The sequence below is a fragment of the Butyrivibrio sp. INlla18 genome, assembly GCF_900103635.1.
Lineage (GTDB): Bacteria > Bacillota > Clostridia > Lachnospirales > Lachnospiraceae > Butyrivibrio.
In genome coordinates this window covers 155,549-174,578 of the sequence record NZ_FMXK01000005.1, presented here as the reverse complement: position 1 = coordinate 174,578, position 19,030 = coordinate 155,549, and the positions used below count along the sequence as shown (strand labels likewise).

Here is a 19,030-nt window from a genome sequence, read left to right as displayed (position 1 = left end):
CTCAAGGGACGGAAGTGAGCCCTAGGGACGGAGGTTATGGCTCATTTTACTCTGTAAAATGAGCCATAACTTCCGTCCCTTGAGGGCTCACTTCCGTCCCTTGTTACATGGCGCTCATATACGCATTGCTATACTCTTTCTGCCCAGTTACATCCTCTGCAAACCAGCTTGCAGGCTTATAGGCAGCAGCGGATTCTTCATCTGGGAATTCAACTTCTGCAATAATTGTTCCATCAAATGGAGCTTCAAAGACATCAAGTTCGATCTTGATGTTTTTTTCTTGGATTTCTTTGTGGATATCTGGATGGCTGGACAGATACTCTGTGGAAAAGCCATCTTCGTTTAGTGGCAGCAGATATCTCTTTTTCCTGATCATGTTTCCATCAGCCTTAGTGACCATGTGATCGTAGCTGTCCTTATCAAGAGGCATGTTGTATTCAATCTTGCCGATTTCTCCAGCCTTAGCAAGGGCATTATCGCCTTTGTAAGTCATGTAGTAGATGTCGTCCTCACGCCTTACGCGGATCGCGGGGCGGACATTGAGATAGCCCTGTTCTATTATGTGGAAAGGGTATTTATCTAAATCCTTTGGAAGTTCTTTTACTGTGAATTTTCTTTCTATTTCTAATCCCATGATATTTCCTCTAAATTTAAGTGTTTTATCTACAGTTTTTATTTTACATGGTTATAAGCTTAACGTACAATGGAAAAGTAAAGGCTTATTCAGTAGAAAACAAATAATACAAATACATATAAAAGTTAATTGGAGGGAAAAGAAATGGCAAAGACAGCACTTTTTTTAGCAAATGGATTTGAAGAGATCGAGGCACTCACAGTGGTGGACCTCTTAAGAAGACAGGGAATCGAGATCACAACAGTATCTATCACAGACGCAGTCGAGGTTACAGGATCTCACAATATAACGGTTAAGGCTGATACAGTATTAGGAAAGGTTGATTTTAGCTCTTTTGACATGTTGATCCTTCCAGGTGGACAGCCAGGAACCACAAATCTTGGTAACTGCAAGGCTCTTACAGATGAGCTTATCAAACATAACGACGCAGGAAAAGACCTTGCGGCAATCTGCGCAGCTCCTACTGTTTACGGTAAGCTTGGCTTATTACAGGGGAAGAAAGCTTGCTGCTACCCAGGATGCGAAGAGGGACTTCTTGGAGCAGATGTTCAGACTACAGAAGTTACAGTTGATGGCAACTTCATCACAAGCCGCGGTATGGGAACAGCAATTCCTTTTGGACTTGTTATCATCGAGAGATTCTGTGGAAAAGCTGCAGCAGATGACATGGCAAAGAAGATCGTGTTTAACAAGTAATATCAGCATGTGCGGGGGTGACGACATGAGTATTACATACAGGAAACTAACCAAAGATGATCTAGACACATTTATTCATAATGGGAATTTCATGCAATATAAGCTTTGATTGAAACTTATGAGATACCAAAAGAGAATAACAAGAAAAAGCCACAAGAATCTCGATTTAATTTCTAGGGTGTTCAATATTGAACACCCTTTTTCTTCGAAATTTTCTTTAAAAAATAAGTGGAAAAATAAAACTGCCTATGTTATAATCGGAAGGCAATTGTGCCTTAGTGGGCTTATTGCATTATTGGACAATACTTAAATTGTAAACAATATATTTTTAGAAGGAGATATTAGTTAACATGAGCGTAACAGTTGAGAAGCTTGAAAAGAGCATGGCTAAGCTTAAGATCACAGTATCTGCAGAGCAGCTTGAGAAGGCTATTCAGAAAGCCTACGACAAGAACAAGAGCAAGATCCAGATTCCTGGATTCCGTAAGGGTAAGGCTCCTCGTAAGATGATCGAGCAGATGTATGGCAAGGGAGTATTCTATGAGGATGCAGCTAACGAGCTCATCGAGGAAGAGTATCCTAAGGCTATTGAGGAGTGTGGAGAGGATGTTGTTTCTTCACCTAAGATCGATGTAGAGCAGCTTGAGGCTGGTAAGGACTTCATCTTTACAGCAGAGGTAGCTCTTAAGCCTCCAGTTAAGCTTGGTAAATATAAGGGAGTAGAAGCTCCTAAGATGGATATCGACGTTACAGACGCTGACGTTGATGCTGAAATTGATAAGCAGAGAAATACAAACGCTAGAACAGTTGAAGTTACAGACAGAGCTGTTAAGGATGGCGATATCGTAACTCTTGATTTCGAGGGATTTGTTGATGGTAAGGCTTTCCAGGGTGGAAAGGGAACAGATTATCCTCTTACAATCGGTTCAGGTGCTTTCATTCCTGGATTCGAGGAGCAGCTTGTTGGATTTGAGATTGGTAAGGAAGGCGATGTTAACGTAACATTCCCTGAGGATTACCAGGCAGACGAACTTGCAGGTAAGGCTGCAACATTCAAGTGCACAATCAAGGCTATCAAGGCTAAAGAGCTTCCTGAGCTCAATGATGAGTTCGCTAGCGATGTATCAGATTTCGATACACTTGCTGAGTACAAGGAAGATGTTAAGAACAAGCTCGTTGAGAGAAAGACAAACGAAGAGAAGGCTAAGAGAGAGGATCTCGTTGTTAAGGCCGTTATCGAGGATTCAGATATGGAGCTTCCTGAGGCTATGGTTGAGACTCAGGCTAGACAGATCGTTAATGATTTCGCTCAGAGACTTCAGATGCAGGGCATGAGCATGGATCAGTATCTTCAGTACACAGGTAACACTGTAGACAAGATGCTTGAGCAGGTTAAGCCACAGGCTGTTGAGAGAATTCAGGCTCGTCTTGTTCTTGAGGCAGTTGCTGAGAAAGAGAAGATCACAGTATCTGATGAAGAGTTCGAGGAAGAGCTCAAGAAGATGGCTGAGCAGTACAGAATGGAGCTTTCAAAGCTTAAGGAGCTTATGTCAGAGTCTGAGCAGAAGACAATGCGTAGCGACCTCGCTGTTCAGAAGGCAGCAGATTTCCTTGTAGAGAACGTTAAGGAAGTTGCTGCAGCAAAGAAGACAGCTGCTAAGAAGACAGCTACAAAGAAGGCTGATGAAGCTGAAGAGAAGCCAGCAAAGAAGACAGCTGCAAAGAAGACAACAACAAAGAAGGCTGATGCTGAAGAGAAGCCAGCAAAGAAGACAGCTGCTAAGAAGACAACAACAAAGAAGGCTGACGCTGAAGAAAAGCCAAAGAAGACAACAACTAGAAAGAAAAAGACAGAAGAATAATTCTATAGATGTAGTCATTAAGAGATCCCCTCTTTACTGATAACAGTAAGGAGGGGATCTTTTTATTTTCTATTGGTGTGATATAAGGCAAGGAATGAACCTGCAACTGAGTAGAAGATTGCGAGAGCTTTTTTAGATGCTTCATATCTTGGAAGACTGTTTTCTGTAAGCAAAGAAAATAAGGATGAACTAGTATTATACTCTGGAAGAACATTGATGAAATGAATGATCATCAGTATGTATATAATTGCGGCAAGAACAGTACCTATCAGGAAAAGTGGATTTGTGTTTCCGTTTTTTTTATTCTTGTACTGTGCTACGTGAAATACACTTTCTAAACATAAGATGCTCTGTACGGCATAAAAAATATAGCCCAATAGCTCTGATATTTCATATAGCATAGGAATTAAGAATAGTTCAGTAAGAGTCTCGATCACAACCCATATGATCAAACAGATGAGACCACTTATTGCGGAAGATTTCAGGTCTTTTCCAGACCATACAAAGATCGAGCTAAAGACCAAAAACCAAAGCATCAGATTGACGATACCTATAGGTGTTGCCATGTTGTAGATAGGTAGGATTCCCAATGATCCAAGGACTAAAAATATCAATCCTTGCATAAAAATAGATAGTGGCAAAAATAATGTTTTATTCATGTAACTTCTTTCCTTTCAAGCGAGTATTATCAAGCAGTTATTTTACCATTTCTTATACTTTTATTAAATAGCGCAAAAGTCTTTCAAAAAAGAACATATGGACGTATAATATAAATTGGTTGTGTATAGTTTGTTGTAGGATATACACATCCGCACTAGTTAGGTTGTAGTGCAAAAATGCTGACGACAGCAGAGTTGGAGGACTAGAATAATGAGTTTGATACCTTATGTCATTGAACAGACCAGTCGTGGAGAGAGATCTTACGATATCTACTCAAGACTTTTAAAAGAAAGAATTGTATTCCTTGGTGAGGAGGTTAATGCAGCATCTGCAAGTACAGTAGTTGCTCAGCTTCTTTTCCTTGAAGCAGAAGATCCTAACAAGGATATCCACATGTACATCAATAGCCCAGGAGGAGAGATCACTTCCGGTATGGCTATTTATGACACAATGCAGTACATCAAGTGCGATGTTAGCACAATCTGCATCGGTATGGCAGCAAGTATGGGTGCATTCCTTCTTGCAGGCGGTGCAAAGGGCAAGAGAATGGCTCTTCCTAATGCAGAGGTTATGATCCACCAGCCACTTGGCGGAACACAGGGACAGGCTACTGAGATCGAGATCGCAGCTAAGCACATCATCAGAACCAAAGAGAAGATGAACAGAATGCTCTCTGAGAACACAGGTAAGTCTTATGAGCAGGTATGCGCAGATACAGAGCGTGATAACTGGCTTACAGCTCAGGAAGCTCTTGAGTACGGACTTATCGATTCTATCGTAGAGAATCGTCCTACAGAGAAAGAAAAGAAATAATTAGGACTATAAGGAGATAAAATGGCAGGAAAGAATTCTGGAGAGATCAGGTGCTCTTTTTGTAACAAGACACAGGATCAGGTAAAAAAACTTATAGCAGGACCTGCGGGAGTATATATCTGCGATGAGTGTGTAGACATCTGCGCAGATATCATCGAAGAGGAATTCGAAGATGATGATACTGCTACACCAGTGATGGACAAAGACATCAATCTGCTTAAGCCTGTTGAGATCAAGAATTTCCTTGATGATTACGTAATCGGCCAGGAAGAAGCCAAGAAAGTGTTGGCTGTTTCTGTATATAATCACTACAAGCGTGTACTTGCACCAAAGAATGAGGGTGCAAACAACGAGGTAGAGCTTCAGAAGAGTAACATCATCATGGTAGGCCCTACAGGTTCAGGTAAGACATATCTTGCGCAGACACTTGCCAAGATCATCAATGTTCCATTTGCTATAGCTGATGCTACAACACTTACTGAGGCAGGCTATGTAGGTGAAGACGTTGAGAACATTCTTTTAAAGCTTATTCAGAATGCTGATTATGATATCGAGCGTGCTCAGTATGGTATCGTTTATATCGATGAGATCGATAAGATCACCAAGAAGAGCGAGAACGTATCTATCACAAGAGATGTATCTGGTGAAGGCGTTCAGCAGGCACTTCTTAAGATCGTAGAAGGTACTATCGCAAGTGTTCCACCTCAGGGCGGAAGAAAGCACCCTCATCAGGAACTTATCCAGATCGATACCAGCAACATCCTCTTTATCTGTGGTGGTGCATTTGATGGTCTCGATAAGATCGTTGAGGCAAGACTTGATAGAAATTCAATCGGATTTAATGCAGAGATCGCAGACAAGTCCGAGAGAGAGATTGGTGAGATCTTCAAGGAGGTTACTCCTCAGGACCTTGTTAAATTTGGACTTATCCCTGAGTTTGTAGGACGTGTGCCTATTACAGTAACTCTTGAGGGACTTTCAAAAGAGGCTCTTGTAAAGATCCTCACACAGCCAAAGAATGCTCTTGTTAAGCAGTATCAGAAGCTCTTTGATTTTGATGACGTTAAGCTTTCATTTGAGGATGAAGCTGTTCAGAAGATCGCAGAGATGGCTTACGAGAGAGAAACTGGTGCAAGAGGACTTCGTTCTATCATGGAGAAAGCTATGATGAACGTAATGTACGAGATTCCTTCTGACGATTCTATCAGCGAATGTGTTATCACAAGCGCTGCTGTAGAAGGCGAGAGCGAGCCTCTCATCGTACACAGAGACCAGAAAAAACTTAAGCAGGCAAAATAATTGCTTGACAAGTTTCCACTAAAGTGTGATTATACCTATATCGGCGTTGCTACTAGCTGATAAAATTATTCAGAAAGCGAGGTAAAAGTAATGATTAGAGTGGCGAATTTATTTACATGGCATAATAACATTGTTTCTTTACCTCGGGATGTTGTATTCAGATAAGGTAGCTCTTTTGCTATAGTTATTTGAATATGGTTTTGTGCATGGTGCCCCTAGGTAAAGGAATTTGCCTAGGGGCTTTTTATGTGCTTTTTTCTGTGCATAAAACTCCCCCGAGGACAACTGGTGTTATTGCTTTATTTTGAAAGGAGGAGAAAAAGTGAATTCATTAGGTAGTTATGTGCGAAAGTATTTGAAGACTTACACAATGGCAGTGACTTTCATGCTATTTGCTATCGCACTGGATATGCTATATCCAAAGATTACAAAGAAACTTGTTAATGAAGTTATTGTAGGTAGAGATTTTCACAGACTTGGTTTGTTTTTACTGACAATAATACTTATTGGCGTTGGACGCAGCATTTTTGGATACTTCAAGGAATTTACCTTTGACAGAAACTGTATAACTATTGGTACAGAGATGAGAAAAGACCTATTTGACCACATTCAGGGACTGTCACTTGATTATTTTGATGATGCTAATACTGGCGAACTCATGGCCAGAGTTAAGGATGATATAGATAAAGTTTTCCAGATGGTAGGAATGGAAGCTATGCTGGGTATGGAGGTTATCTTAAACGCAGTACTTTTGCTGTTCTTTATGTTTAGGATCAATCCAGTACTTACTATCCTTCCATTTGTATGCATGGCGATCTCCGGATCAGCAGCCATCATCATGGAAAAGAAGCTTGATAAAGTTTACGATGCTATAAGTGAGGAAAATGCGGAGCTTACAACTATTGCAGAAGAGAACCTTACAGGAGTTAGAACTGTAAAGGCTTTTGCAAGGGAAAAGATGGAGATCGAAAAGTTCCTTGCTCACAACCAGAAATATTATGACCTTAACATGAAAGAGGCCATGACAATAATAAAGTTCTATCCAATCTGGCAGCTTGTTTCAATGTTCCTTCCTGTAGCATGTGCTGTTCTGGGAGGAATGGCAGTAGTAAGAGGAGAGATGGATCTTGGTGACCTTGCGGCATACATTATCTACAGCCGTAACTGTACATGGCCAATGGAGGAGATCGGCTGGATCACAAACGATTTCTCAAGCTCCCTTGCTTCACTCAAGAAGATCAAGAAGATCTATGAAGAGCATTCAACTCTTGCTAAGTCAGAGGACAGCGTTCATGTAGACAAGATTGCAGGTTCAGTTGAGTTTGATAAGGTATCTCTTTCATTTGGTGAAAAAGAGGTCCTTAATGATATCAGCTTCAAGATTCCTGCTGGAAAGACCCTTGGAATCATGGGCGAAACAGGATCAGGTAAGTCAACTATCATAAATCTGCTCCAGAGATTCTATGATCCTACAAGCGGCAATATCAAGATTGACGGAGTAGAGATCAAAGACATGGACCTTGATCAGGTAAGGGGTTCATCAGCAGTTGTTATGCAGGATGCATTTCTTTTCTCTGATTCAATTCAGGAGAATATCAGAATGGGTCGAAGAGACGAGATGACCATGGAAGAGATCAAGGATGCGGCTAGAATGGCCAAAGCAAGCGACTTCATTGAGAAGCTTGAAGATACTTACGAAACAGTAATCGGAGAGCGAGGCGTTGGACTTTCTGGAGGACAGAAGCAGCGTATCAGTATTGCGAGAGCAATCTCCAAGAAGGCACCTATCCTGGTGCTTGATGACTCTACTTCAGCTCTTGATATGGAGACAGAGTCAGAAATACAAAAGACATTAGATGGAATTACAGGAGTTACAAGAGTTGTGGTAGCCCACAGAATATCAGCAGTCAGAAACGCAGATGAGATCATCTATCTCAAGGATGGCAGGATTGCTGAGCGCGGCACACACGATGAACTCCTTGCTAAGAAGGGCCTTTATTACGATACATTCGTTGCGCAGTACGGGGCTCTTGACGAGAGGAAGGTGAGTGCGTAATGGCAGCAAACTCATTTCGCGAAGATGAGAACATGCGGCATACGGACTATAAGAAGGTCATCTCAAGGATGATGGGGTATCTAAAGCCCCATATGAAAGAGATCATTCCGGTACTCATATCTCTTTTGATAGGAGTAGGAATAAACCTTGAGAGTCCGCTACTTATCGAGTATGCCATAGATGAACTTGTAGCAAACAAAAATATAAAGGGACTGGTCAATATAATCCTTGTGATCGTGGTCCTGAGCCTTATTTATGTGGCAACAGTTGAGCTTAGACTTTTCCTCATGAACAAGATGGCCAACAAGATCCTTTTGGACATCAGACAGGAACTGTATGAACACATTCAGACTTTGTCATTTACATTTTTTGACAATAGACCAACAGGTAAGATCCTAGCTAGGATAATTGGTGATGTTAACTCGTTAAAAGAGGTTATGAAGAATACTATCACAAACCTCATCCCAAACTTCCTGACAGTTTTGGGTGTTGTGATCATCATGCTGGTGAAGGATTGGAAGCTTGCCCTTGGAACCTTGTGTTCCATGCCTGTTATGATAGCTTGTATCTTCTGGATCCGTGAAAAGACTCATAAGAGCTGGGAGGATACCAGAAAGAAGTCATCAAACATGAACGCCTATGTTCATGAAGATATAGCTGGAATCTCAGTTGTACAGAGTTTCCATGCTGAGAACGAGACTAAGTCAACTTTCAGACACTTGGCAAATGAGCACAGAGATGCTTATATCCTGGCTTGCAAGTATTCAGATCTCTTTGGACCTGCAATTGATATGAGCTGGGCTATCAGCAGCATGGTAATGTACCTGGTTGCAATATATTTCCTTGGCTATACCGAGAGCTCACTTGGTATCATAGTTGCCTTTGCAACCTATGCAAATATGTTCTGGCGCCCAATCATGGGACTTTCAGGATATTACAACCAGCTTGTTACTAATCTTTCAGCAGCAGAAAGAGTCTTTGACCTCCTTGATACTGAGGCTGAGATCGTAGATAAAGAAGATGCCACGGAGCTTCCTGATATTAAGGGAGAGGTTTCTTTTGAAAACGTTGGATTTACTTATGATGAGGGAACAAGTGAAGAGACGAAGGTTCTTGATAATGTTAGCTTTACAGCAAAGCCTGGCGAGACCATTGCTCTTGTGGGACCAACTGGAGCAGGTAAGACCACTATCGTAAATCTTATCAGCCGCTTCTATGATATTCAGAAGGGCAAGATTAAGATCGATGGTCATGACCTTACAGATGTTACCATCAACAGCCTTCGTAGACAGATGGGTGTCATGACTCAGGATAACTTCATCTTCCATGGTACAGTCAGAGAGAACATCATGTATGGCAAGCCTGATGCTACTGAGGAAGAGATGATCGCAGCAGCTAAGTCAGTAAATGCCCATGACTTTATCATGAAGATGGAAAAAGGCTATGATACAGAGCTTAAGGGACAGGGAGCAGGTCTTTCTATTGGTCAGAAGCAGCTCATTGCCTTTGCAAGGACTATGATATCAATGCCAAAGATCCTGATCCTTGATGAGGCCACAAGTAGCATTGATACACATACTGAGATGCTGGTTCAGAAGGGAATTCAGACACTTATAAATGGTAGAACAAGCTTTGTTATCGCTCACAGACTTTCTACTATCAAGAATGCAGACCGCATATTTGTCATAAATAACGGTGGTATTCAGGAAAGCGGAAGTCACGATGAACTTATTTCAAAGCACGGCGCTTATTATGATCTTTATATGGCACAGTTTGCTTGATCTATTACATATTACAAAAAGAAAAGCTGTCATCAGGTTAACTGATGGCAGCTTTTAAATTACTGATTGTTACTAGCTTCAAGAAGCTCATCCATGAAATCGTAGATCTCATCGCGGCCTTCTTTTGAAAGAGCTGAATAAGGGAAGATCTTAACTTCATCTGGAAGACCAAGTCCCTGACGGAGCATATTAAGGTGCTTCTCGTGCTGGCTCTTTTTGATCTTGTCAGCTTTGGTTGCGATGATAACTGGCTGGAAGCCCTGATGTACGATCCACTTGTACATCTGAACATCATTGGCTGATGGCTCGTGTCTGATGTCGATCAAAAGAAATACTCTAAGGAGCTGCTTGGATGAGTGAAGATATCTTTCAACCATCTCGCCCCACTGAGCCTTAACCTTTTCAGGAACTCTCGCAAAGCCATATCCAGGAAGGTCTACAAGATAGAACTCATCATTTATGTTGTAATAGTTGATGGTCTGAGTCTTACCAGGCTCCTGAGATGTTCTTGCGTAGTTTTTTCTATTCATTATTCCATTTATAAGAGAGCTCTTACCAACGTTACTCTTTCCAGCAAAGGCAAACTCTGGATGCACATTTTCTGGAAGAGTACTGGTAATACCGCAAACGGTCTCTAAATTTACATTCTTGATTACCATAATAGATTAGATCATTCCTTTCTTTTTCTAATTCTAGATTCTACACTATAATGATATTTTAGGCAAAAATAAGCTTTTGATCCGGTTGACATGGTATAAAAATGAGGATAAGCTTTTTTCAGTTAAAACAAAGTATTTGAAAGGTGTAATTATGTCAGAGCAGTTTTCCAGAACCGCACTTTTGATCGGTGAGGACAAAGTAGAAGAATTACATAAAAAGAGGGTAGCCGTTTTTGGAATCGGCGGAGTTGGTGGATATGTCTGCGAAGCCCTTGTTCGAAGCGGAATTGGAGCATTTGACTTAATTGATAATGATACGGTTTGTCTTAGTAACTTGAATCGTCAGATTATTGCCACCCAGAAGACAATTGGAAGATACAAGACGGAAGTTATGAAGGAGCGCATGCTTGATATCAACCCAGATGTTGATGTTACGATACATAACTGCTTCTTCCTTCCTGAGAACGCAGATGAATTTGATTTTTCTCAGTATGACTACGTTGTGGATGCGGTAGATACAGTAACTGCCAAGATAGAGCTTATAATGCGTGCCCAAAAAGAAAATGTACCTATCATAAGTGCTATGGGAGCAGGCAATAAACTAGATGGCAGTAGATTTAGAGTTGCAGACGTCTATGATACCAGCATTTGTCCACTGGCAAGAGTTATGCGAAGAGAACTTAAGAAAAGAGATGTGAAGCATTTAAAGGTTGTTTACTCAGATGAGGAGCCGATCACTCCTATGACTGATACTGCAAACGCTTCTGAAAAAGATGCTAAGCCTACTGGCAAAAAAATTGCACCAGGAAGTACCGCATTTGTACCGGCTGTGGCAGGTCTTTTGATTGCGGGAGAAATTGTAAAAGATTTGAGCGGAATTTGATCAATAGTGTCTTAAAAGGACTATAATATATTTATATTGTTGGAGGTGGGGAGATGGAAAAGCTTAAGAAATTAAAACTTAACCACGTTTTTGAAGCTCTTATCATGATCACTATAGGCTTCGTGCTTATCTTTTGGCCAAAGGCAAGCCTTGTCATAATGGCTAGAGCACTGGCTATCTTGTTATTCCTTGCAGGAGTAGTGATGGTTGTCAGCTACTTTGTTCGCAAAGAAAAAACTTTTATACACTCCAGCGGATTCCTTATTGGAATCATCATTGTGGGCGTTGGAACCTGGATATTCTTTAACCCTAACGATTTTACGGATTTTATTCCTAAGATATTCGGACTCTTTATCCTGATAACAGGAATGGTCAATCTGTCACAGACATTTTCACTTGTAAGCTACAAGTATCCACTTTGGTGGCTTTCACTTGTTCTTGCTATCATAACTATTGGAATGGGAGTATTCCTTATTGTTGATCCTGCGTTCTTCAAGAAGTTTGCAGTTATGATCATAGGAATCTTTCTTGTCTATGACGGAGTATCCAATATTTGGACAGTTTCAAGAGTAGGCAAGTACTCAAGAAAGGCTGAAGCAGACCTTGAGCCTATCGATGTTGAAGCGGTCATAGAAGATGTTGATGAAGGAAAGAAATAAATGACTTTTGAAGCGCTTAATGTATCGCTTGATGAAAACTGCTTTTCTGATTTCATCAAGCGATATCATTTTAATGAAGAAGATAAAAACGAGATCATAAGGCTCTATAGGAAAGTTCATCCTAGAGTTCATGCTATTTTTCACTACATAGTTGAGGATGATAAAGAAGGGGGCAAGGTAGCAACTGTGGTAGCGAGCCTGGGAAGAGCTTTTGATGAATACCAAAATGTCCTTGTAAGGCAGCAGGATATCCATGGAGCTTATATCGTGGACTGCCTTGGACTTGAGCTTTTGTCTAAGGCCTATGATCAGATTGATGCCAAGATTCATGAAATGACGGGACTATATACTGGCGGATATACCTTTGCTGGCAGCAAGGAACTTCCGCTGGAAGATATTCCTGCCATCATGAAAAAGCTTGGTCAAAAGAAGATAAGATATAACGAAGCTTATGTGCTTGTGCCTAAAAAGAGCGTTCTTTTTACTACAAAGCTTTATGATAAGGAGCAGGAGAGCCATTCTAAGTGTGCTGAATGTAATGCCAAGAATTGTAGCATGAGAATGGAGGAGTATAAGGGAAAAATTGTTGATGAAGCTAAATTAGAAACTAAGCCTGCCCATGAGGAAAAAGGACTTATCCACTTATATACTGGCGAGGGCAAGGGCAAGACAACTGCAGCTATAGGTCTTTCTGTAAGGGCAGCAGGAGCTGGTAAAAGAGTTATCTTCTCGCAGTTCATGAAGGGAAGAGAAACTTCAGAGCTTAACTCCTTTGAGAATCTGCCTAATATTACTGTTATCAGGAAAAAAGAGGATATGGGCTGGTTTAAGAAAGACGACGAGGAGAGTATAGCTCTTTTCACAAAGGCTCACAATGAGATCCTGGATAAGATAACAGATAAGGTCAAGGCTGGAGAGTGCGACGTTCTGGTGCTTGATGAAGTGACCTATCCGTGGAACTTTGGAATAATTGATAAGGCAAGACTTAAAGATCTGATAGCAAATAAGCCGGAGAACATGGAGATAGTCTTAACTGGAAGAAATGCGGATGATTTCTTTGTGGATCATGCGGATTATATCACCAGGATGGAAAAGGGAAAACATCCTTTTGATGCGGGAATACAGGGAAGACTTGGAATCGAATTTTAATGTTGACATTATGTTTTTGTGTGTTATAGTTGTAATAGAACAACAAACACAAAGACATAATGTCTTTTTATGTGGGGCGCTTAGAAGTTAGAAGGGAGGTGCCTATGAATATACAGAAATTCACACAGAAGTCCATAGAGGCAGTCAACGGCTGTGAGAAAGTTGCTATGGAATATGGCAATCAGGAGATTGAACAGGAACATCTCCTTTATTCTCTTATGACCATCGAGGATAGTCTTATTGCCAAGCTCATTGAGAAGATGGGTATTAACAGTGAGACTTTCCTTAACAGGATCATTGACGCAATAGAGAAGAGGACTAAGGTTCAGGGAGGACAGCCATATATTGGGGCTGATCTTAACAGAGCTCTTTTATCAGCTGAAGATGAGGCCAAGGCTCTTGGAGATTCCTATGTTCCAGTTGAGTGCCTTTTCCTTGCAGTTATGAAGAGACCTAATAGAGAGGTCAAGGAGATCTTCAAGGAGTTTGGTATAGACAGGAACAGATTCCTTCAGGTTCTGGCAGAGGTCAGAGGTAACAGAAATGTTACTACTGATAATCCTGAGGCAACCTACGATACTCTCAATAAGTACGGAACAGAGCTGGTTGAGAAGGCTAGGAAGCAGAAGCTTGATCCTGTGATCGGCAGAGATACTGAGATCAGAAATGTTATCAGGATCCTTTCCAGAAAGAGCAAGAATAATCCGGTTCTCATCGGTGAGCCTGGTGTTGGTAAGACTGCAGTAGTAGAGGCTCTTGCCCAGAGAATAGCTAGCGGCGACGTTCCAACAGCTTTAAAGGATGAGAAGATCTTTTCTCTTGATATGGGCGCGCTTGTTGCTGGTGCCAAGTATAGAGGCGAATTTGAAGAGAGACTCAAGGCAGTTCTTGAGGACGTCAAGGAATCTGATGGAGAGATCATTCTTTTCATAGATGAGCTTCACTTGATCGTTGGCGCAGGCAAGACTGATGGCGCCATGGACGCTGGCAATATGTTAAAGCCTATGCTTGCAAGAGGCGAGCTCCACTGTATCGGTGCTACAACTCTCAATGAATACAGACAGTATATTGAGAAGGATGCAGCTCTTGAGAGACGTTTCCAGCCAGTTATGGTCGAGGAACCAACAGTTGAGGATACCATCAGTATTCTTCGTGGATTAAAAGAAAGATATGAAGTATTCCATGGCGTTAAGATCATGGACAGTGCTCTTGTGAGTGCTGCAGTTCTTTCTAACAGGTACATTTCAGATAGATTCCTTCCAGATAAGGCTATCGACCTTGTGGATGAGGCCTGTGCTCTTATCAAGACAGAGATGGATTCTATGCCAGCTGAGCTTGATGAGATGAACCGTAAGATCATGCAGATGCAGATCGAGGAGGCAGCTCTCAAGAAGGAAGATGACTCACTTAGTAAGGAGAGACTTTCTAACCTTCAGAAGGAACTTGCAGAGCTTAGTGAAGACTTCAATACCAGGAAGGCTCAGTGGGCCAATGAAAAAGAAGCTGTGGACAAGCTTGCAGCTATGCGTGAGCAGATAGATACCATCAACTCAGAGATTGCTATAGCTCAGAGAAATGGCGATTATGAGAAGGCTGGTGAGCTTCAGTATGGTAAGCTCCCTGCTCTTAAAAAAGAGCTTGAAGAGGCTGAAGAAGCTGCCCGTGAAAAAGAGTCAGATGGAGCTCTTGTACATGAGAGAGTTTCAGAGGATGAGATTGCAGGTATCATTAGCAGATGGACAGGTATCCCAGTCAGCAAGTTAACTGAGAGCGAGAGAAACAAGACTCTTCATCTTGGAGATGAGCTTCATCAGAGAGTTATTGGTCAGGATGATGCTGTAACCCTTGTTTCAGAGGCTATCATGAGATCCAAGGCTGGAATAAAGGATCCTACCAAGCCTATCGGTTCATTCCTTTTCCTTGGACCAACTGGTGTTGGTAAGACAGAGCTTGCTAAGAGCCTTGCTCAGGCACTTTTTGACGATGAGAACAATATGGTCCGCATCGATATGAGTGAATATATGGAGAAGTATAGCGTATCCAGACTTATTGGAGCGCCTCCAGGATATGTGGGATATGATGAAGGTGGTCAGCTTACAGAAGCTGTCAGAAGAAAACCTTATGCGGTAGTTCTTTTTGATGAAGTTGAGAAAGCTCACCCAGATGTATTCAACGTATTATTGCAGGTTCTAGATGATGGACGTATCACAGATTCCCAGGGTAGAACAGTGGATTTCAAGAATACTATCCTCATCATGACATCAAACATTGGTGCACAGTACCTTCTTGATGGCATAAAGGAAGATGGAAGCATTGACCCTGCTGCAGAAAAAGAAGTTATGGATGACTTAAGAGCTCACTTTAGACCTGAGTTCCTTAACAGACTAGATGAAACCATAATGTTCAAGCCTCTTACAAAGGACAACATTGGCGGCATCATAGACCTCGTAGTCTCAGACCTTAACAAGCGTCTCGCAGACAGAGAAATCTCCATCACTCTCACAGACGCAGCCAAGAACTTCGTAGTAGACAACGCCTACGACCCAATCTACGGCGCACGTCCACTCAAGCGTTTCATCCAAAAGAACGTAGAAACCCTCTCCGCCAAACTCATCCTCGAGGATCAAGTCAAACCTCACGGAACAATTGAGTTTGATGTAGTAGATGGAGAATTAAAAGCTAAAGCTGTATAAAAAATTATCAAATAAACTGGTTGCGGTCGGCATTGTATGTGAAGCCGGCTGCTTCCAGTTTTTTTGTTATGGCTAAGAGTTCCTCTGATGAAAGGTCGTTGTCATCAGCGAAAGCCTGTAAAGAACTATAATTGTCGCGAAGTTTGGTGTTTAAGTAGCTCATTAACATGATTGGATCTTGAGGTAACATTTTGGTCTCCTTTGGGCGCCCCAACATCTTGATAAAAGTTTTATAAATTACCACATTATGTTGAAAGTGCCTATTTTGTGGGTGTATAATTATTGTGTTAAATTATATTATCTTGTATGTTGATCTCGATTAAAAACCGGCACACACAAGTAAGTATACATCTAAACTTTGGAAGGTTAAATATGCTGGAATCGATAGATATACATTGTCATATTATGCCTGGCGTAGACGACGGATCAAGAGATGTGGAAACTAGTCTCAAGATGCTTAAGATAGCCGAAAAAAATGGCATCACTCATATTATTCTAACACCACATCACAAACCGATGCATCACAATGTCAGCCCACAACACAATGAAGTATATAAAGATAAACTGCAACAGCAGGCAGATGAACTGGGGATCAAAGTAAAGCTTTACTCAGGAAACGAAATATACTATAGTGATGAGACGCAGACAGAGCTTGAACAGGGCAAGATATGTACCTTGGCAGGTTCTGATTATGTTTTAGTAGAGTTTCATCCTACCAATCCTTACAAAGCTATACACAATGCAATATATCAGGTACAGGCAGCGGGCTTTATACCTATAATTGCCCATGTAGAGCGTTATAGCGATATAGTATCTCATCCTTCTTACGTAGAAGAGCTTGTGAACATGGGATGCCTCATTCAAGTGAACGCATCCAGCATTATGGGCAAGTATGGCTTTGGTATTAAATTATTTGTCAAAAAACTTTTGAAAAACAGGCTGGTTCACTTTGTAGCCACAGATGCTCATGATACCAAGACAAGAGCACCAGAGCTACTTGAGTGCCGCAGTTATGTAGACAGGAAATATGGGGAAGCATACGGTAAAAGAATCTTTTACGATAATCCTGTCGCAGTTTTAAATAACGAAACTCTGTGACGTTAGTCACCAGATAAGGGAGAAATGTGTGGATAGAAAAGACGACATCATAGAAATCAATCTGGGGGAACTATTTTCCATATTGCTGGGAAGAGCTTTTCTGATCATCAGTGCAGGACTTTTCTTTGCGCTTTCAGGTCTTTTTGTCAGCAAGTTTGTAATGCACCCTACATATGAATCTACGACCAAGATTTATATCCTGAACAAAGAGGAGAACCAGACAGTCACATATTCAGATGTGCAGATCTCCACTCAGCTCACACAGGATTATGCAGAACTTATAAAGAGCAGATACGTTCTTGAGGAAGTTATTCAGAGACTTAACCTCATAGATATGGAGTACAAGCAGCTGGCATCAGTTCTTAGAGTTGATACACCATCAGATACACGTATCGTTGCTATTACAGTCAAGGATGAAGATCCTTTAATGGCCATGAAGATAGCAAACTGCATCAGGGAAGTGGCCAGTGAGCATATTACTAACGTTATGGATATCGATGCTATCAATATTGCAGAGACAGCTAATGTTCCTACTGAGAAGGCAAGTCCTAGTGTCATGAGATGGACTATCCTTTCAGGATTTGTTGGGGCTGTGATCGTAGCATTTTTTGTAGTACTTGGATACCTTCTTGATGACACCATTAAGAGCAACGACGATGTTGAGAGATATCTGGGACTTAGCACACTTGCACTTGTTCCACTCTCAGTTGATGAGCAGGACAAAAAGAAAAACAAGAAAGCCAAGAAAAAGTAGGATGGGGTAGCCTATGCAGACAGCTAAACTTCACTTTAGCCAATCAGAAAACAATTATCAGATAAAAGAAGCATACAAAACACTTAGAAGTAATATAGAGTTCAGTGGACAGAATGTCAGAGTTATCTCTGTTACAAGCTGTACCCCTGGTGAAGGTAAGACAACAGTAGCAATGGCCCTTGCAAGAGCCTTTGCAGAAGCTGGCAAAAAAACTGTTCTCGTAGATGCAGATATGCGTAAATCAGTCCTTGTTGGAAGGTACAGAACAGGATCAGTAAGACTTGGTCTTACACATTGCCTTGTAGGAAGAGAGAGACTTTCAAGTGTTATCTGCGAGACAGATACACCTAATCTCTATGTAATATTCAGTGGACCTGTTCCTCCTAACCCAAGTGAGCTTTTGGGCGGCAGGATCTTTAGCAAGGTCCTTGAGAATATGAAGCAGGTATTTGACTATGTCATCATTGATACACCTCCTCTTGGAAGCGTTATCGATGCGGCCGTTGTATCCAAGCAGTGCGACGGAACAGTTATGGTAATAGAGAGTAATGCCATCAGTTACCGCTTTGCTCAGAGAGTCAAGGATCAGCTTGATAAGGCTGGTGCCAAGATGCTGGGCGTGGTCCTTAATAAGGTTGATATTTCAGGTAAGGGCTACTATGGCCATTACGGCAATTATTATGGCAAGTACTATGGCAAATATTATGGCAAGTACTATGGTAAGTATGGGGATGACGCAGAGATAAGCTCTGGCTCAGGAAGACCAAAGACTCCAGAAGCTGACCTTCCTGATGATGACGATCTTGATGAGCTCAATTATCTTGCAGGAGTTACCAGAAAAGACTAATATTTCATTGCATATATGTGGAGGAACTTGTGAAAGGGAATATTCTTGGGATATTTTTTACCATATTGAGCGGATGCCTCATTGCTCTTATAGTGATCGCGTACGGTAGGAGCGACAGGATGGCACCCGAATTTAGATTTTCTTCAGTGAATCTGGTATATGATTCAGAAACTGAGGAAAAAGATCTGATCGTAGGAATAAACGCTTATGATGCCAAGGATGGCGATCTTACAAACAGGATCGTTGTAGAAAAGGTGGTACTTAACAGAGATGCCGGAACTGCAGTGGTTTATTACGCAGTTGCTGATTACAGCGGAAATGTGACCAAGCAGTCACGAGTTTTCCCAGCTGATGTCAGAGACCTTGATAGCAACGGAGATCCTTTGGATGAACTAGAGGAAAATCAATTTCCTAATATGATGTTTAGTTCAGAAGATGCGGCTACAGAGGCAAGTAGCGAAAATGAGGAGACGGAAGACTAGGAGTT

General features: G+C 41.4%; 18 protein-coding genes. 14 read left to right on the top strand and 4 right to left on the bottom strand.

Translation table 11 applies throughout. The features are described 5' to 3' along the window. Window positions 1-103: 103 nt before the first annotated feature. The gene (locus BLS24_RS03600) at window positions 104-634 is read right to left on the bottom strand and encodes a CYTH domain-containing protein (RefSeq protein ID WP_091756226.1); all 531 of its coding nucleotides are present in this window, start codon (window positions 632-634) and stop codon (window positions 104-106) included. A 144-nt stretch (window positions 635-778) separates the two neighbouring features. On the opposite strand from BLS24_RS03600, the gene BLS24_RS03595 reads away from it, so the two are divergent. Both BLS24_RS03595 and tig read left to right on the top strand, forming a co-directional pair. Next, complete coding sequence (locus BLS24_RS03595) at window positions 779-1,330, top strand: DJ-1 family glyoxalase III (RefSeq protein ID WP_091756224.1); 552 nt, start codon at window positions 779-781, stop codon at window positions 1,328-1,330. A 350-nt stretch (window positions 1,331-1,680) separates the two neighbouring features. After that, window positions 1,681-3,192 carry a trigger factor gene (tig, locus tag BLS24_RS03590; protein WP_091756222.1) on the top strand — a complete coding sequence of 504 codons (1,512 nt, stop codon included), beginning with the start codon at window positions 1,681-1,683 and terminating at the stop codon, window positions 3,190-3,192. A 62-nt stretch (window positions 3,193-3,254) separates the two neighbouring features. On the opposite strand, the gene BLS24_RS03585 is transcribed toward tig, so the two are convergent. Beyond that, window positions 3,255-3,851 (bottom strand): hypothetical protein, encoded by a 597-nt coding sequence (locus tag BLS24_RS03585; RefSeq protein WP_091756220.1) that lies wholly within the window; start codon window positions 3,849-3,851, stop codon window positions 3,255-3,257. Between the two features lie 211 nt (window positions 3,852-4,062). Between BLS24_RS03585 and clpP the strand changes: the two genes are divergently transcribed. The 4 genes from clpP to BLS24_RS03565 all read left to right on the top strand — a co-directional run bounded on the left by clpP (window position 4,063) and on the right by BLS24_RS03565 (window position 9,801). After that, window positions 4,063-4,665, top strand: a complete 603-nt coding sequence (clpP, locus tag BLS24_RS03580) for an ATP-dependent Clp endopeptidase proteolytic subunit ClpP (protein ID WP_071176822.1) — start codon at window positions 4,063-4,065, stop codon at window positions 4,663-4,665. 21 nt (window positions 4,666-4,686) lie between these two features. Beyond that, a complete protein-coding gene (gene clpX / locus BLS24_RS03575; RefSeq protein ID WP_091756218.1) occupies window positions 4,687-5,964 on the top strand; it encodes an ATP-dependent Clp protease ATP-binding subunit ClpX in 1,278 nt (425 codons plus the stop codon). 322 nt (window positions 5,965-6,286) lie between these two features. Beyond that, window positions 6,287-8,020, top strand: a complete 1,734-nt coding sequence (locus BLS24_RS03570; RefSeq protein ID WP_091756216.1) for an ABC transporter ATP-binding protein — start codon at window positions 6,287-6,289, stop codon at window positions 8,018-8,020. Then, complete coding sequence (locus BLS24_RS03565) at window positions 8,020-9,801, top strand: ABC transporter ATP-binding protein (RefSeq protein ID WP_091756214.1); 1,782 nt, start codon at window positions 8,020-8,022, stop codon at window positions 9,799-9,801. The genes BLS24_RS03570 and BLS24_RS03565 overlap by 1 nt, the downstream gene beginning before the upstream one ends. Before the next feature lie 59 nt (window positions 9,802-9,860). Here BLS24_RS03565 and yihA read toward each other — a convergent pair whose 3' ends face one another. After that, a complete protein-coding gene (gene yihA / locus BLS24_RS03560) occupies window positions 9,861-10,460 on the bottom strand; it encodes a ribosome biogenesis GTP-binding protein YihA/YsxC (protein WP_091756212.1) in 600 nt (199 codons plus the stop codon). Between the two features lie 151 nt (window positions 10,461-10,611). Here yihA and BLS24_RS03555 point away from each other — a divergent pair, with 151 nt between their 5' ends. The 4 genes from BLS24_RS03555 to clpB all read left to right on the top strand — a co-directional run bounded on the left by BLS24_RS03555 (window position 10,612) and on the right by clpB (window position 15,844). Beyond that, window positions 10,612-11,343: a tRNA threonylcarbamoyladenosine dehydratase gene (locus BLS24_RS03555; protein ID WP_091756210.1), complete on the top strand. Its 732-nt coding sequence runs from the start codon at window positions 10,612-10,614 to the stop codon at window positions 11,341-11,343. A 53-nt stretch (window positions 11,344-11,396) separates the two neighbouring features. Next, entirely contained in the window at window positions 11,397-12,002 is a 606-nt protein-coding gene (locus tag BLS24_RS03550; RefSeq protein ID WP_091756209.1) for an HdeD family acid-resistance protein, read from the top strand. Beyond that, window positions 12,003-13,151 carry a cob(I)yrinic acid a,c-diamide adenosyltransferase gene (locus BLS24_RS15365; protein WP_242872222.1) on the top strand — a complete coding sequence of 383 codons (1,149 nt, stop codon included), beginning with the start codon at window positions 12,003-12,005 and terminating at the stop codon, window positions 13,149-13,151. It abuts the gene before it with no gap. 104 nt (window positions 13,152-13,255) lie between these two features. Continuing rightward, complete coding sequence (clpB, locus tag BLS24_RS03540; RefSeq protein WP_091756207.1) at window positions 13,256-15,844, top strand: ATP-dependent chaperone ClpB; 2,589 nt, start codon at window positions 13,256-13,258, stop codon at window positions 15,842-15,844. A gap of 7 nt (window positions 15,845-15,851) precedes the next feature. Here clpB and BLS24_RS15565 read toward each other — a convergent pair whose 3' ends face one another. After that, window positions 15,852-16,034: a DUF4250 domain-containing protein gene (locus tag BLS24_RS15565; RefSeq protein ID WP_091756205.1), complete on the bottom strand. Its 183-nt coding sequence runs from the start codon at window positions 16,032-16,034 to the stop codon at window positions 15,852-15,854. Window positions 16,035-16,216: 182 nt separating this feature from the next. Here BLS24_RS15565 and BLS24_RS03530 point away from each other — a divergent pair, with 182 nt between their 5' ends. From BLS24_RS03530 to BLS24_RS03515, 4 genes are all read left to right on the top strand, one after another. After that, a complete protein-coding gene (locus tag BLS24_RS03530) occupies window positions 16,217-16,942 on the top strand; it encodes a CpsB/CapC family capsule biosynthesis tyrosine phosphatase (protein WP_091756203.1) in 726 nt (241 codons plus the stop codon). A 28-nt stretch (window positions 16,943-16,970) separates the two neighbouring features. Then, a complete protein-coding gene (locus tag BLS24_RS03525; protein ID WP_091756201.1) occupies window positions 16,971-17,696 on the top strand; it encodes a YveK family protein in 726 nt (241 codons plus the stop codon). Window positions 17,697-17,709: 13 nt separating this feature from the next. Further along, window positions 17,710-18,543, top strand: coding sequence for a polysaccharide biosynthesis tyrosine autokinase (locus BLS24_RS03520; RefSeq protein ID WP_091756199.1), 834 nt, complete (start codon window positions 17,710-17,712; stop codon window positions 18,541-18,543). A gap of 119 nt (window positions 18,544-18,662) precedes the next feature. After that, the gene (locus tag BLS24_RS03515; protein WP_091756197.1) at window positions 18,663-19,025 is read left to right on the top strand and encodes a DUF5011/hyalin repeat domain-containing protein; all 363 of its coding nucleotides are present in this window, start codon (window positions 18,663-18,665) and stop codon (window positions 19,023-19,025) included. The last annotated feature ends 5 nt before the right edge of the window (window positions 19,026-19,030 follow it).